Source organism: Halomonas sp. KHS3 (assembly GCF_000830495.1).
Taxonomy (GTDB): domain Bacteria; phylum Pseudomonadota; class Gammaproteobacteria; order Pseudomonadales; family Halomonadaceae; genus Vreelandella; species Vreelandella titanicae.
Window position 1 is genome coordinate 81,017 of record NZ_JWHY01000008.1, and the last position, 14,094, is coordinate 95,110.

The 14,094-nt window shown below is 54.3% G+C and carries 16 protein-coding genes; 7 read left to right on the top strand and 9 right to left on the bottom strand.

Annotated elements, in window-relative coordinates; translation table 11 throughout:
• The first annotated feature begins 457 nt into the window (after positions 1–457).
• The gene (gene glnA, locus RO22_RS17485; RefSeq protein WP_022520804.1) at positions 458–1,864 is read left to right on the top strand and encodes a glutamate--ammonia ligase; all 1,407 of its coding nucleotides are present in this window, start codon (positions 458–460) and stop codon (positions 1,862–1,864) included.
• A gap of 99 nt (positions 1,865–1,963) precedes the next feature.
• Here the strand turns inward: glnA and RO22_RS25250 are convergent, their stop codons facing one another.
• Entirely contained in the window at positions 1,964–2,089 is a 126-nt protein-coding gene (locus RO22_RS25250; RefSeq protein WP_255200397.1) for a hypothetical protein, read from the bottom strand.
• Here RO22_RS25250 and RO22_RS25255 point away from each other — a divergent pair.
• The 4 genes from RO22_RS25255 to ntrC all read left to right on the top strand — a co-directional run bounded on the left by RO22_RS25255 (position 2,039) and on the right by ntrC (position 5,143).
• On the top strand, positions 2,039–2,191 hold the full coding sequence (locus tag RO22_RS25255; protein ID WP_223828040.1) for a DUF4124 domain-containing protein: 153 nt from the start codon (positions 2,039–2,041) through the stop codon (positions 2,189–2,191). The two genes, RO22_RS25250 and RO22_RS25255, sit on opposite strands and share 51 nt — an antisense overlap.
• On the top strand, positions 2,128–2,412 hold the full coding sequence (locus RO22_RS17490) for a hypothetical protein (protein ID WP_052475667.1): 285 nt from the start codon (positions 2,128–2,130) through the stop codon (positions 2,410–2,412). The genes RO22_RS25255 and RO22_RS17490 overlap by 64 nt, the downstream gene beginning before the upstream one ends.
• Positions 2,413–2,660: 248 nt before the next feature.
• A complete protein-coding gene (gene glnL, locus RO22_RS17495; RefSeq protein WP_027958155.1) occupies positions 2,661–3,719 on the top strand; it encodes a nitrogen regulation protein NR(II) in 1,059 nt (352 codons plus the stop codon).
• Positions 3,716–5,143: a nitrogen regulation protein NR(I) gene (gene ntrC, locus RO22_RS17500; protein WP_039860203.1), complete on the top strand. Its 1,428-nt coding sequence runs from the start codon at positions 3,716–3,718 to the stop codon at positions 5,141–5,143. The genes glnL and ntrC overlap by 4 nt, the downstream gene beginning before the upstream one ends.
• A gap of 326 nt (positions 5,144–5,469) precedes the next feature.
• Here ntrC and RO22_RS24510 read toward each other — a convergent pair whose 3' ends face one another.
• From RO22_RS24510 to RO22_RS17520, 5 genes are all read right to left on the bottom strand, one after another.
• Positions 5,470–5,643 carry a DUF6435 family protein gene (locus tag RO22_RS24510; RefSeq protein WP_007111925.1) on the bottom strand — a complete coding sequence of 58 codons (174 nt, stop codon included), beginning with the start codon at positions 5,641–5,643 and terminating at the stop codon, positions 5,470–5,472.
• A gap of 88 nt (positions 5,644–5,731) precedes the next feature.
• Positions 5,732–6,259: a YqiA/YcfP family alpha/beta fold hydrolase gene (locus RO22_RS17505; RefSeq protein WP_009288115.1), complete on the bottom strand. Its 528-nt coding sequence runs from the start codon at positions 6,257–6,259 to the stop codon at positions 5,732–5,734.
• Between the two features lie 5 nt (positions 6,260–6,264).
• Positions 6,265–6,396 (bottom strand): entericidin A/B family lipoprotein, encoded by a 132-nt coding sequence (locus RO22_RS17510; protein WP_027958157.1) that lies wholly within the window; start codon positions 6,394–6,396, stop codon positions 6,265–6,267.
• A 964-nt stretch (positions 6,397–7,360) separates the two neighbouring features.
• Positions 7,361–7,900 carry a phosphatase PAP2 family protein gene (locus RO22_RS17515; protein WP_022520798.1) on the bottom strand — a complete coding sequence of 180 codons (540 nt, stop codon included), beginning with the start codon at positions 7,898–7,900 and terminating at the stop codon, positions 7,361–7,363.
• On the bottom strand, positions 7,863–9,026 hold the full coding sequence (locus RO22_RS17520) for a glycosyltransferase family 4 protein (protein WP_022520797.1): 1,164 nt from the start codon (positions 9,024–9,026) through the stop codon (positions 7,863–7,865). The genes RO22_RS17515 and RO22_RS17520 overlap by 38 nt, the downstream gene beginning before the upstream one ends.
• 323 nt (positions 9,027–9,349) lie before the next feature.
• Here RO22_RS17520 and RO22_RS17525 point away from each other — a divergent pair, with 323 nt between their 5' ends.
• The gene (locus tag RO22_RS17525) at positions 9,350–10,354 is read left to right on the top strand and encodes a porin (RefSeq protein WP_022520796.1); all 1,005 of its coding nucleotides are present in this window, start codon (positions 9,350–9,352) and stop codon (positions 10,352–10,354) included.
• 308 nt (positions 10,355–10,662) lie between these two features.
• Positions 10,663–12,333, top strand: a complete 1,671-nt coding sequence (locus tag RO22_RS17530; protein ID WP_009288113.1) for a bifunctional metallophosphatase/5'-nucleotidase — start codon at positions 10,663–10,665, stop codon at positions 12,331–12,333.
• A gap of 24 nt (positions 12,334–12,357) precedes the next feature.
• Here the strand turns inward: RO22_RS17530 and RO22_RS17535 are convergent, their stop codons facing one another.
• The 3 genes from RO22_RS17535 to RO22_RS17545 are packed head-to-tail and all read right to left on the bottom strand — an operon-like array spanning position 12,358 to position 13,952.
• Positions 12,358–12,726: a DUF1428 domain-containing protein gene (locus tag RO22_RS17535; RefSeq protein ID WP_022520789.1), complete on the bottom strand. Its 369-nt coding sequence runs from the start codon at positions 12,724–12,726 to the stop codon at positions 12,358–12,360.
• 21 nt (positions 12,727–12,747) lie between these two features.
• Positions 12,748–13,110, bottom strand: coding sequence for a YciI family protein (locus RO22_RS17540; protein WP_039860201.1), 363 nt, complete (start codon positions 13,108–13,110; stop codon positions 12,748–12,750).
• Positions 13,107–13,952 carry a YciI family protein gene (locus tag RO22_RS17545; RefSeq protein ID WP_009288112.1) on the bottom strand — a complete coding sequence of 282 codons (846 nt, stop codon included), beginning with the start codon at positions 13,950–13,952 and terminating at the stop codon, positions 13,107–13,109. Before RO22_RS17545 ends, RO22_RS17540 begins: the two co-directional genes overlap by 4 nt.
• Between the last annotated feature and the right edge of the window lie 142 nt (positions 13,953–14,094).

The following is a 14,094-nucleotide window of genomic DNA, read 5'->3' on the forward strand; positions in this document are numbered from 1 at the left end:
AAAAATTTGCGAGCTAAAAAACAGCGCTAAGTATGACTTGTGCACTTTGATGGGGCGCGCGGCATTATTTTTGTTCTATTTTGGTGCATAAGAGGTTTTTTAGACGGTTCAGAATAGCCTGTTGCGCCGTTATGCGTCATCAAGAGGCATTTGAAGCCATTTTTTAATGTTTATAAAACAGATAGTTGTTGTTTTTTTATGCCATATTGGTGCAGTGTTGGCATGTTCTCTGCATTGTATTTGCAAGCGGCTAGCGGGCCGTAGGCATAAGCCCTGCGGCGTGCTAAAACGATAGCCGGTCTGAAATGCTCGCTGAGCGATTTGTTAACCAATGTCAGGCAAACGTTGAGCGAACAAGAATGACAAACGTGCGGTTTAGCACGTATTTTGTCGAACAACACTTTTATCGGTAGCTTACTGTCGTTAGCTTTAAGCCACGCTCATACCGGAGGACACTATGTCAGCCAAGACTCTCGCGCTAATTGAAGAACACGATGTTAAATGGGTAGACCTGCGTTTCACCGACACTCGCGGTAAAGAACAGCACGTGACCGTGCCTGCGCGCGATGTAGACGAAGAATTCTTCGAGAATGGCCAAATGTTCGATGGCTCTTCTATTGAAGGTTGGAAGGGCATTAACGAATCCGACATGATTCTGCGCCCGGAAGATGGTACGGGCTACCTTGACCCCTTCACCGAAGATGCGACGCTGGTGCTGCGCTGTGACATCATCGAGCCGGCCACTATGCAGGGCTATGATCGTGACCCGCGCTCTATCGCTAAGCGCGCAGAAGCTTACCTGCAGTCTACTGGCCTGGGCGACACCGCGTTCTTCGGTCCTGAGCCTGAATTCTTTATCTTTGACGAAGTGCATTGGAAGTCTGATATCCAGGGCTCCATGTACAAAATCACCTCCGACGAAGGCGCTTGGGCAACCGACAGTGTCGTGGAAGGCGGCAACCTTGGCCACCGTCCGCGCGTTAAAGGCGGCTACTTCCCGGTTCCTCCGGTCGATAGCTTCCACGATATTCGTGGCGCAATGTGTAATACCCTGGAAGCGATTGGTCAGACCGTCGAGGTACACCACCACGAGGTTTCCAACGCAGGTCAGAACGAAATCGGCGTTAAGTTCAACACGCTGGTGAAGAAAGCTGACGAAGTTCAGGAAATGAAGTACGTGATCCACAACGTGGCCCACGCGTATGGCAAAACGGCCACCTTTATGCCGAAGCCGCTGGTCGGTGATAACGGTTCGGGTATGCACGTTCACCAGTCGTTCTGGAAAGATGGCAACAACCAGTTCGCCGGTGACGAGTACGCTGGTCTGTCTGAAATGGCGCTTTTCTACATCGGCGGCATCATCAAGCACGCCCGTGCCCTGAACGCCTTTACTAACGCTTCTACCAACTCGTACAAGCGTCTGGTGCCTGGCTTTGAAGCGCCGGTCATGCTGGCCTACAGTGCCCGCAACCGTTCGGCTTCAATCCGTATTCCTTACACCGCCAGCCCGAAAGGCAAGCGTGTGGAAGCGCGCTTCCCTGATCCGACTGCCAACCCTTACCTGGCGTTCTCTGCCATGTTGATGGCGGGTATCGACGGTATCAAAAACAAGATCCACCCTGGCGATGCCATGGACAAAAACCTGTACGACCTGCCGCCAGAAGAAGGCAAGTCAGTACCGACTGTGGCGCACAGCCTGGATCAAGCACTGGAAGCCCTCGACGCTGACCGTGCGTTCTTGACCGAAGGTGGCGTATTCACCGACGAAATGATCGATGCCTACATTGACCTCAAGATGGAAGAAGTGGAGCGTATTCGTATGACCACTCACCCCATCGAGTTTGATATGTACTATAGCTGTTAAGTACAGCTGCGAATCAGCGTTACTCGCCCTTGGCTGTTACTATCAGCCAGGCGGTGGTAACAATGATTGCCAATAGAACCCCGCTACGGCGGGGTTTTTTTATTGCTGGGAGGCTGAGAAGCGTGCCAGAGGGGCGATGAGCAGTGTGCTGGTAGCTCTCTTGGGCGTGGGGGAGTGGGTGGCACGGCGTTCGGGCAGGCGGTGTATCGGGTGACCGATCAGCACGGCAACGTTACCTTTACCGATAACCCAAGCAGCCCTTTATGCCCTGCGACCACTTTTCCATCGCTCTGCCCCAGCAAGGCGCACAGGTGGAAGAGGGGATGACCGTGGTGGAGGTGGTTATTGCGCCACCGTTGCGCGACGACAATCAGGTACGGCTGTTGGTGAATGGCGAGATTAGCCAGAAAGCGCTGCACAGCGATGTCTTCTGGTTAACGGGCCTGCCGCAAGGGGGCACGAGATCCAGGCAGAATGCTGGAGAGCAGCCAGCGTTTACAGCACCGCACGGCAGCGGTGACGATTACGGTTCCTTAAGAGCGCTTTAATAAACGCGATCAAAAAAACAGCCCTAAGTATTACCTACCAAAACCTGGGCGCACTAAAGTGGTGCATGAGCAGGAGCATTTGGCACGGCAAGTGCGCTAAAACGATTCGCGCTCTTTCGCTGCGATGCCCGCAAGCCGTGCAAATGGACATAAACGTATAGTTGGCGCGCTTTTTGCAGCTCCCTCATTGATCATCCACCTGTAGGTCTGTATCGGCGATGGAAGACGCGATTTTTCAGGACACCACCATGCATCAGCGTTTGCTTGAGCATCTCACCACAGCGGTATTGCTGCTAGACGGCGAACTGCGTGTGCGATGGATGAACCCTGCCGCTGAAGCGTTGTTAGCGGTCAGCCTTAGCCGTGTTCACGGCATCAGCCTGGATACGCTACTTGGCGGGGATGTAAGCATTGACGAAGTATTGGCCAAGGCGCGGGATGCGTTTCACCCCTATACCCAGCGTGAAGCACGCATTACCCCGTTGAATAGCGAACCGCTCACGGTGGACTACACGGTGACGCCCTTATCCGACGATGAGCTGCTACTGGAAGTAGAGCCGCGGGATCGGCTGATGCAGATCTCCCGGGAAGAGGCGCTAACCACACGCCAGGAGACCATCAAGGTGCTCGCCCGCGGGCTCGCCCATGAAGTCAAAAACCCGCTGGGTGGCATTCGCGGGGCAGCACAGCTACTAGAGCGTGATCTAGACGACCCGGCGCTGCGCGAATATACCCATATCATTGTTGAAGAGGTGGATCGGCTGCGCGACCTGGTCGACTCCATGCTCGGCCCTAACCGGATGCTTAAACACGAGCCAGTCAACATCCACAAGGTGCTGGAGCGAGTGCGGGCGCTGCTGATTGCCGAACACCCTAGTGTGACAATCAGCCGTGATTACGACCCCAGTTTGCCCGACCTTTCCGGCGATGAATCGCAAATGATTCAGGCGGTGCTCAATGTGGCGCGCAATGCGGTACAGGCCATGAGCGATGCACAAACGCCGGAGCCCACTTTAATACTACGCACCCGCGCCCGTCGCCAGTTTACGCTTGGCGCCGAACGTCACCGGCTGGTCAGTGAAGTCGCCGTGATCGATAACGGCCCCGGCATTCCCGATACGCTGCAGGAAACACTGTTTTACCCCATGGTGTCGGGACGCGCGGAAGGCAGCGGCCTTGGGCTCTCTATTGCCCAGTCGATTTTGCACCAGCATCAAGGATTGATTGAATGCGATTCACGTCCTGGACACACCGAATTTCGTTTACTGATTCCCATGGTTATTAATTTCACCGGAGAAGCGTCATGACTGAGGCTGCACGTAATGATGTTGCGCGGGTGGTCATTGTCGATGATGACCGCGCTATCCGCTGGGTGTTGGAGCGCGCCTTGGCGCAACCCGACCTTGACGTTGAGTGTATCGAGCGCGCCGACGTTGCCCTGACACGCTTGTTGGAAAACCCACCCGACGTGCTGGTCACCGATATTCGTATGCCGGGTATCGACGGGCTGGATCTAATGTCCCGGGTACGCGAAGCGCATCCTGACCTGCCGGTGATCGTGATGACCGCGCACTCCGACCTGGACAGCGCCGTGGCCTCGTACCAGGGCGGGGCATTTGAATACCTGCCCAAGCCGTTCGATGTTGACGAGGCCCTGGCGCTGGTGCGCCGCGCCGTGGCCCACGCCCGTGAACGCCAGCGTCCGGTGACTGTGCCGGAAGGCTTGAACGCCGAAATTATCGGCGAAGCCCCCGCCATGCAGGAGGTGTTCCGCGCCATTGGTCGCCTCTCTCACTCCCACATCACGGTGTTGATTAATGGGGAGTCGGGTACCGGCAAAGAGCGCGTTGCCCAGGCGCTCCATCAGCACAGCCCTCGTGAGGGCAAGCCGTTTATTGCCCTCAATATGGCGGCGATTCCCCGTGATTTGATTGAGTCTGAGCTGTTTGGTCACGAGAAGGGTGCGTTTACAGGGGCGACCCAGCAGCGCCAGGGGCGGTTTGAGCAAGCCAACGGCGGTACGCTATTTTTAGACGAAATAGGCGATATGCCCGCTGAAACCCAAACGCGGCTACTGCGCGTGCTGGCCGATGGAGAGTTCTATCGCGTTGGCGGGCATACGCCGGTCAAAGTGGATGTGCGCATTATTGCTGCCACCCACCAAAACCTAGAAGTGTTGGTGGATGACGGCCGCTTCCGGGAGGATTTGTTCCACCGCCTGAACGTGATCCGTATTCACCTGCCCAAGCTTGCCGAGCGCCGCGAAGATATCCCTCGTTTAACGCGGCACTTTTTAGCTGAAGCGGCGAAAGAGCTGACGACCGATATCAAGGTGCTGACCAGTGAAGCGGAAGCCCACCTAACGCGCTTGCCGTGGCCCGGTAACGTGCGGCAGTTAGAAAATATCTGCCGTTGGCTCACCGTGATGGCATCAGGGCGTGAAATTCTGGTTGAAGATCTACCGCCGGAGCTGCGTTCACCCAGCGCTTCTGAAAGCAGCGCCCACGGCGATTGGCGCACGGCGTTTCGTGACTGGGCGGATCATGCCCTGGCCGAAGGCCATACCCATCTACTGGAAGAAGCGGTGCCCGATTTTGAGCGGATTCTGATTGAGACAGCGCTAAAACATACTGGCGGGCGCAAAGGTGAAGCCGCCGAGCTGCTGGGCTGGGGGCGCAATACGCTCACGCGTAAACTGAAAACACTGCTACCGGCACTCGCTGACGAGTAAACGTTAGGAGCCTGTCTGGCTTAACACTGATCTACTGCGAATCCCGGTATTTTGGCCAACTTTATTCGATCGATTTCGTTAAATAGCACGCTATTCGCCTCAATCGATCGATAAATTTGGCTCAAAATTCGTGCTTCTCGCGACGATCGGCCAAGCCAGACAGGCTCCTAGTCGCCAGCGAGTATATATACCGCATCGGCTAGGGTGGTGGGGTTGGGCAAAGTGCAGTCGCTACTGGTGAGTGGCTGCTCATCCTGCCACCACTACCCTGGGCTTGGGTAGGCTGCCGAAGTGACGCTGGGCAGCAACAGCGTTGTCTATGGCAGTTATTGTGTCGCTTCAATGCGCCTGATCTCGGCAAGTAACGCTTCTGCTTCTTCAGTAAGCGTGGCATTGGCACGCATATCGCCATTGCGTGAAGCCTCCATAGCGGCTTGTAGTTTGCGCTCATACTCTTGTTGAAGCTTCTTTTTGGGGTCGCGCTTAAACATACCTAACATGAGCAATCTCCTCGCTATCGATGTTTTTTGTACACTATTTGTATAGGATTGAGGTGCTCGTGTCGAATGTTTGCTTTAACTAGCCTTGCTAATCGTAGGGATTAGGCGCGGCGCACTGGCATAAGAAGCGCTCAAAATCACATAAAATAGTTTCCAGGCTCGCGTGCAGGCGGTGATCGTCGTCAACCATCCGCAGCGATAGGCGCTGAAGACGAGCACGTTCGATCACCGATTCAGGGGCAACCACATCATCCCGCCAGCCGTGAATAATATGGGTGTGCTGCGCCTGAATAACCGGTGACGTTTCCGGGTAGTCGGCAAGCCCCAATGCAGGCGCCAGCAGAAAGCATCCCAACACCGGCTGCTGAGCGCTAACCGTCGCGCTTAACCAGCCTCCCAAGCTTGAGCCTGCCAGCACACACTGGGCAGGGTCGTCACCGCGCTCGGCTAATACTCCCAGCAGATGTTGAAGGCGCTGCTGTGGCTCTGCTATGCCTCGGTAGTCCATGACCACGGGCTCACAGTCATCCAGCTTTTGCGCAACACCTTTCATTGCCTGGGTTTTCAGTGCGCCTGGCCCGCTCTCAAGGCCATGGGATAGATAAACAGTCATCATAACGGTTAGCTCGCTGCACGCTGGATAGCTTCGCCACCCTGTTGAAGGTCTTCACCCGCACCGCGAATGGTATTACAGCCACTGACCAGCATCAGGGTCACCACCATCACGAAGCCGAGGGCGATAGTGCGTTTCATAAAAGCCTCCTTCGAAGGCATACCGTTAGTGAAAGGAGTAGAAAGCAAAAATACCCTCTGTCGTGACGATACGCTACGGTTTTCAATACGTTTAAACACAAGGAAGCATAGCAGTGTGCCTCGAAACCGTATGTTTATGTCGCATGTGCCACTTCTATACATGAAAAATAGAGGTGGAGAGTGCTTTGCCATTCACTTTTTATTGTTTTAAGTAGTTGTTTTTTAATGTTTATATTCGTTATTGGCATGGTTTGGCTCATTGCCTGCAGTTACTAAGTAGAATCCAGCAAGAAACCAAGTAAATACTCGCAAATGAATAAAGTAAGTCATTTTTAAATTCAGTCACTTAACGCTAGTCGAGTTAACATTTTTCACCAGTAACTGAGTGAGTGGGCTAACAGCAAAATGGAAGGCAGGAAGCCGAAAAATGAACAGGATGTTTAAGGGACAATTAGCCCACTCACTGGTTGCAGCGTAAGGAGGCGCTGTTCATCAAACCAGGGAGCGGACCGATGCGAATCAACCATCTCATGCAAGTGAGGTGGTTTTTTCGCATGTGTGATTTAAATAATCATTTGATAGATAAGTACTTTCTATAAGGCTCTGGTTTTTGCACAGCTTTTGTACAGAAAAAAGTGTGATTTTGGTCTATCCTTCGATGAAACCAAAATGCAGCGGTTAGAAAACGTCAACGTAACGACCGCGCACGATCAGGGACAAGATTATGGCGATGGCATTGATGTTATGCATGTTTGTTTTGTTCTTAGGGTTTTCAGGCGTGGGCGTGTATATGATGCTTAAGACATCGTTTACGGCCAGTATTGATGAACGCGATGACATGCCGCCCGACGTTTAACTATCTGCCTTGAAAGTAAAACGCCCGCTTATGCGGGCGTTTTTGCGCTGGTGTCTATCACGCGGCTGTCCATCAAAGGGTTGTCCATTGGGGGGGGCAGGACGCGCTTTACCCCATCCAATACAGGCTGGCCAAGGCAAAAGCGTAGCCCATCGCTGCCCCTGCCAGTACATCGCTGACATAGTGCAGCCCTAAGCCTACCCGTGAGACCGCTATTAGAAGCGTTAATGGCAATACCACCGGTAGTAGCCAGGGCGTGTGGGCGGCGACCAAGACGCTAAACATCACCGCGTGCATGGTGTGGCCGCTGGGAAAACTGTAACGGTCGCGGGCAGGTTCACAGCACTCGATGCCTTCACTATAGGTAATGAAGGGTCGTTCACGGCATAAGCGAGTTTTCACCAGTCGATAAACCGCCACGGCAAATAGAGCGATAACGCTGTACTGCAGTACGCGCCAGGCGCCATTGGGTTGAAGCCAGGGCTGGGCGAGAATCAGCAGCACCCAAATAGGCCAATCGCCTAAGCGGCTGGCGGCCTGAAGCGTGATTCGCCAGGGGCGGTAGATCGATAGCCGCGCAATGCGCTGGCAGAACTGCCACTCCAGCAGGTCAAGACGATCGAATACGACAAGCGGACGCGGGCGCATGATGAGCCTCCTGGGCTTGGTGTAAGTAACGCAAAAACTGCTCGGCAATACCTGTCCAACTCTGCTCAAGGGCGCGTAAACGCGCTACTCGGCCTAAACGAGCGTAGTCAGCTGGGTGTTGGCACAACTCAACTGCTGCCTGTTGAAAAGCGGTGCTATTGCCAGCGGGTACGGTGACACCGTTGTGGCCGCTGCTAATGAGCTCAGCGCTGGCTGCATGATCATAGGCCACCACGGCTAAGCCGCTGGCCATGGCTTCCGCCACCACATTGCCCCAGGTTTCTGAAAGCGAGGGGAAAATAAACAGGTCGGCGCTGGCATAGTGGCGAGCAAGCGATCCCTGCCCCACAAAGCCGGTGAAGTGGGCGTCGGGCAGCGCCTTTTCCAACTGTGCCCGTGCGGGGCCATCGCCGACGATCACTTGGGCGATATCGGGCCGCACCTCACGCATGGCTTGAAGGCTTTCATGGAGCAAGGTGAGATTTTTTTCTGCGGCTAGTCGGCCAACGTAAAGGGCCACCGGCTGATGCTCGCTAACTCCCCAGCGTTCGCGTAATGAAGGGTCACGGTGGGCAGGTGAAAAGCGCTCGCCATCCAGCCCGCGTGACAGCACATGAACCCCCCGAATCCCTTGACGCTGCAGTGCTTTAGCCTGCTGATGAGTAGGCACTAACGTTAGGTCACAGCCGTTATGGAAGTAGCGCAGGTAGCGGCGTGTGGTCGAGGCCAGCCAATTGACGCCATAATCTTCACAGTAGTGGTCAAAGTTGGTGTGCCAGCCCGCTACCAGGGGGATATTGAGTTGCCGTGCCGCTTGGCGTGCCGCCCAGCCGAGAGGGCCTTGGGTCGCTACATAGATGATATCGGGGCGATGTTGGCGCCAAAAGCGGCGCAGTGTAACGGGCCTAACCAGCCCTACCTGCACATCGGTGTAGCCAGGTAGGGCAAGGCGCTGCACCTGTAGCTCGCGGTTAATACCGGTTGCATTACCCGCAGATCGTGGCCGAGGGCGGATCACATCCACCGGCACTCCTTGCCGGTTAAGTTCATAGCTTAACCGGCTCAGCGTATGGGCAACGCCATTGATGTCCGGTGACCATGTCTCACTAACGATGCAGAGCCGCATGAGCGATTCATCCCTTTATCACGTTTTCGTACAGTGTGGGTGGGGTGAATGACACTGCCGAGACAAACAGGTGAATAAGTGATGACACGCTTAAATAAATAGGCTAGTAGACAAAGTGCTACAGCCATCTGTTCTAATATCAGTTCAATGTTAAATTTGGATGGCAGTTTTATTTAATAGCGCATAAAAAAATAAGTTCCCAAAAAATAAAACTTTAAGATTAATGAAACATAACTCCTTTAAGGTTCCCTGTGTTGAGGCGTTATTCGTCCTTCATTGTGCCTTCGCAAGCGCAAGCATTAACTACTTCAATGGGAACGATCATGTTTAAAAAAACGACACTGGCCCTAGCCGTTAGCGGTTTATTGGCAGCCTCTGCAGCACAAGCAGCAACCGTTTATGACCAAGACGGTACCGATCTCGAAATCTATGGTCGCATCGCTATGGGTCTTGAAGGCGGTGGTGTTGACAACGGTGTTGATAACGGCGAAGAGTTCCGTAATTTCGGCTCGCGTTTACGGATTACCGCTGGCCACCAGATTTCCTCTGACCTGCGTGCATTCGCCCGTGTAGAGTGGCGTTTTACGGGTGATGAGCGTAATACATCCTCTGGTTTCGATGAGGTACGTAACAGCTACCTAGGCCTGGAAAGCCAGCAGTTCGGTACCTTTATGGCCGGGAACTACAACAGTTTCTACGATAACTACGTGATGACGCCGTTCGATGTTTACGTTGAGCGCGGCTACGAGTTTGCGGGTGGTGGTACCCAGGCACGCGGCGACTCTATTGGCTATAAAACGCCTAAAATGAGTGGTTTTCAGGCGGTTATTTCTGCCAAGCACTTCTCTGAGCGTGGTTTGACTGAAGCCGAGCAGACTTCCGAAGGATCCGTTATCGCCACTCAGGGTGGTGTTGTCTACGAAACAGGCCCAGCTCGTTTAGCGCTTGGCTATGTGGAAGATACGGTACGTGGTGGCGGTAACGGTGAAGTGCGTTATGGCGCTACGGGCGAGTTTGCTGTTACAGATGCTTTCGCTGCTCGTGTAGGTTATGAAACCCGCGGTGATGACGATGTTAACGGTGGTGGTTTCGATAAAATCGGCGTTGGTGCTACGTACGCCATCGATTCCTGGAAGTTCTTCGCCGATTACTACAACATCGACGTAGACGGCGCTAGCGATGAGCGTAACGCTTGGGCGCTAGGGTCAATGTACAAGCTGTCTAGCAATTTCGATATGTTCCTTGAGCTGAACGATCGTAACCTGGATGCTGTTAATGACTTCGAAGAAGATATGTACTACGCATTAGGCGCTCGCTATCACTTCTAATTAATAGAGTGATGTTAGCGGTAGTGTTGCATTAGTTTTTTGCATTAGTTCTTTAGCTTTTAGTTAGCTCGCATGTTTCGATCTTTACCGGTGTGGATAATTCCACACCGGTTTTTAGCGTTTTTATATTTTATGCTTTACTTGCCTGCCTTAAAAGAGGCGCTCTTTTTCTCGGTGAGTTATTCCTCTCAATATAAATTTAGGGAGAGGGGGGTAAGGCAATACTTTTACCATGGAGACGAAATGTCGCTGGTAGGCTATCTTTGCTGCTAAAGTGTCTGAACACTGTTATGAAAGGAGTCATTTAAATGCGTTTTCACCGCTATGGCTTGGCGCTAGGGACAGCGCTATTTGCCACCGTTCCTCCTGCCTTTGCTGATAACTACACCCTGACGCTATTTCACACCAACGATCTACATGGGCGTACCGATCAGTACCCCTATCTAATTACCACGCTGAACGAGGCGCAGGAGCGCTTTGGCGAAGGGTTGCTGCTGGATGCCGGTGATATCTTTACAGGCACGCTCTACTTCACAGAGTTTCAAGGCCAGGATGCCCTCGAATTTATGAATTTAATGGGCTACGACGCCTTTGTGCCCGGCAACCATGAGTTCGATTTGGGTGACCCGGAACAGGGGCACCAAGCGCTAGCGGCGTTTTTCGCAGGCGCCGAGTTTCCTATTTTAGGGGCGAATCTGGACTTCTCCGCAGGCCCGGAGTTTGCTGACATGTTGGGTGATTCAGTCAGCGCTGAGCCGCAGGCGGGGACGCTTTATGACGGCATGATCGTTGAGCATAACGGCGAGCCAATCGGCATCTTTGGGTTAAACACTCAGGACAGTGAGACGATTTCCAGCCCTGGCCACGTCACCATCAGCGATTATCGCCAAGCGGCTGAAGCCATGGTGGCAAGCTTTGAAGAGCAGGGCGTTAACAAGATTATTGCCCTTACCCACTTGGGCTACGACAGTGACCCCAGCGTAGGTAATGACCTGCTGCTGGCAGAGCATGTCGAAGGCATCGACATTATTATTGGTGGCCACAGCCATACTCAAGTGTCGCCCCCCAGGCTGCTGAGCGAGAGCCGCACTGGTGAGAAGCTCCCATCACCGACGGTGATTGGCCAGGCAGGCGAGTATGGCCAGCACCTGGGCGTTATGCAGGTCACCTTCGACGAGAACGGTGTGGTGGTGGATGCCAGCGGTGAACTGCTCGCTGCCGACGATCGCGAAGCGGACGCTGATGCCGCCAAGCGGCTTGAATCCTACACCGCTGAGATTGAGACACTGCGCGATACCCAGGTCGGCGCCAAGGTAATCTCCACGCTACCCAACCCGCGCCATGGGCGTGGCGATGAACGGAGCGTGCGTGCCAATGAAACAGCGCTGGGCAATTTAATCGCCGATGCCCAGTTGCATGCTGCGCAGCAGGTGGCACCCGACACGGTTATGGCGATTCAGAATAGCGGCGGCATCCGTGAAGCGATTGAGAGTGGGGATGTGTCTGTGGGTGATTTGATCGCCGTGCAGCCATTTGGCAATCGCCTGACGCTGCTTGATGTCACCGGCGCCGAGCTGCTGGAAACCTTCGAGATCGCCCTGGCTAATGCACCCGGCGAAGACGGCGGTTTTCTGCAGGTGTCGGCAGGCGTAGAGTTGATATACGACAGCGGTGAGCCGTCGGGCGAGCGGCTGGTTAGCCTAAGCGTTGCCCAGGAAGGCGCAATGCAGGCGATTGACCCCGAGCGTACTTACACCATCGCCACCAATAACTTTACCGCTGCTGGCGGCGACGGTCATACGGTACTTGGCGCTGCCTATGAAGATGGGCGCAACACCATCGTCGGCAATACGGATTGGGAGATGCTGCGCGACTATATGGTGGAACGTAAAGAGGTGTTCTACCAGGTGGAAGGGCGGATTACTGATGTAGCTCAAGAAGGTGTGGTGCCAGAGGATGTGGCCCAGGAAGCGTCGTAGTGAGTTCCGGGCCACGGGTAGCGCTTACTCATCAATGATGCTTTCAAAGCCGCCAAAGATGAGCCGCTTGCCATCAAAGGGCATCGGGTTAACGTCCATCTGCAAGCGCGGGTCTTGCATGACTTTCGGCATGGCCTCATCGCGCACGCTGCGCGATGGCCACTCTATCCAGGAAAAGATGATGCTTTCGTCATCCTTGCGCTTGACCGCCATGGTGAAGGAGGTCACTTCCCCTTCGGGGACATCGTCTCCCCAGCACTCCACGACCCGCAGTGCGCCGTGTTCCTTGAAAACAACGGCCGCGGCACGGGCATGCTCAATAAACTCATCTTTATTAGCGCTGGGCACGGCAGCGACGAAACCATCTACATAAGGGTGTGTAAGCTTGCTCATGGCTGTTCTCCTATTACTGTTTTATTCTGCTTTAGGGGGGAGTTCTCGAACGGGGCGTATCTCAATGCTGCCCAGCCGGGCTGGTGGAATACGGCTAGCCAGCTGCAGTGCTTCATTCAAGTCGTGGGCTTCGAGCATGTAGAAACCGGCCAACTGCTCCTTGGTTTCCGCAAAGGGGCCATCGGAGATTAACGTCTCGCCATCGCGTACGCGCACGGTGGTGGCGGTCTCCGTCGGTTGTAACGGCTGCCCGGCCAGGTAGTGGCCGCTGGCGCTCAGGCGCTCAACCCCAGCAATACACTCCTGGTTGAGGTCGTGCCACTCCTGTTCGCTCATGGCGTTGATAATCTGTTCCTGGTAATAGACCAGCGCAACGTACTTCATGGGGAGTCTCCTTCTGTGGCCAAGGGGCAGTTGTCTGACGGAACGTTTACCATCCAGCCGACGCCAAAACGATCTACCGTCATGCCGAACCCTGGTGACCAGAAGGTCGCTTCGAACGGCATGATCATCTTTCCACCTTCCGCTAGTTGAGCAAAGGTTCGTGCGGCCTGCTCGATATCCTGATACTCCAATTGAACCTCTATCCCTTGCGGTGGTGTATAGCAGTCAGCCGCCATATCGGCACCCATCAAGCGGCGTCCACGCAGGTTCAGTGAGGCATGGATGATGCGGTCATGAAGGTCGGGCGGCGTGTGTTCAGCGGCGGGTGTGTCAGCATAGGTCAACAGGCACTCCAAATGCCCTCCGGTGACATCGGCATAGAACTGCATGGCCTCCCGACAGGTGCCGGGAAAGGCAACGTGCACGTTCATGGCATCCGGTATACGAGCAAGGTTACGGTGCTGCTCAATTCCGGCACCGGGCTCAAAATCCTCCAGCGAGAAGTAGCGCCGTAATTCAAGGGTCACGTTGCCATCGGCATCCTGGGTGGGCCACTGCTGGGCCCACTCAATGGCCGCCTGCAGGGAAGGGGCTTCGAGCACACTATAGCCAGCAATACGCTCACTGGCTGGAGACAAAGGCCCGGGGATGATGGTGGGCTCACCGTTTTTGAAACGGATCAGACACCCGTCACTGGTCGGATGTAAGCCATCGCCGCTCAAAAACACGCCTGCCTCGGTCATGCGCTGGTTATAAGCAGCCATGGCGGCAAACATTTCTTGGGATGGCATAGCACCATTCTCGGTGTTGGCATCGGCACGGCGTATCAGCATGAATTTCATTGAGAGCCTCCTGGTTGTTCAGGGTAGTGACTCTCTGTAGTCGTTTGACGTGCTCACGGATCGACACAGCCTAGATATTATTTTTGGTAATCGGAATATCTGGTTGATTTCCTTCTGCTATCGGATGCAGGTTAAATGATCT